The organism is Geobacter sp. PheSNFMC, assembly GCF_059620965.1.
The window spans coordinates 1-282 of record NZ_JCAMRN010000145.1 but is presented as its reverse complement, the minus strand read 5'-3'; the positions used below and the strand labels follow the sequence as shown (position 1 = coordinate 282).

Genomic DNA, 282 nt, shown 5'->3' with positions numbered 1-282 from the left:
ATCTCTACGTCCATATCCCTTTCTGCCTGAAGAAGTGCCGTTACTGCTCTTTCGTTTCACGGTCGGACGCGCCCCTGGCGATCGACGACTACGCATCCCTCGTGGCCCGGGAGATGGAGATGCGGGTCGCGGCGGCGAATCCCCCCCCCCTCTCTCCAGCGACTACCCTCTACCTTGGCGGAGGGACCCCGTCGCTTCTGTCGCCGGCGGCCGTGGAGCGCATCATCGGTGCGGCAGCGCGCTGCTATGGCCTTGGCCCCGGCGCGGAGATAACCCTGGAGG

The 282-nt window shown here is 66.3% G+C and carries 1 protein-coding gene; it reads left to right on the top strand.

Annotation, left to right across the window (positions count from 1 at the left end; all coding sequences use genetic code 11):
- A partial coding sequence (locus AC6CDK_RS17865) for a radical SAM protein (protein WP_496639967.1) occupies positions 1-282 on the top strand: 282 nt, incomplete at both ends.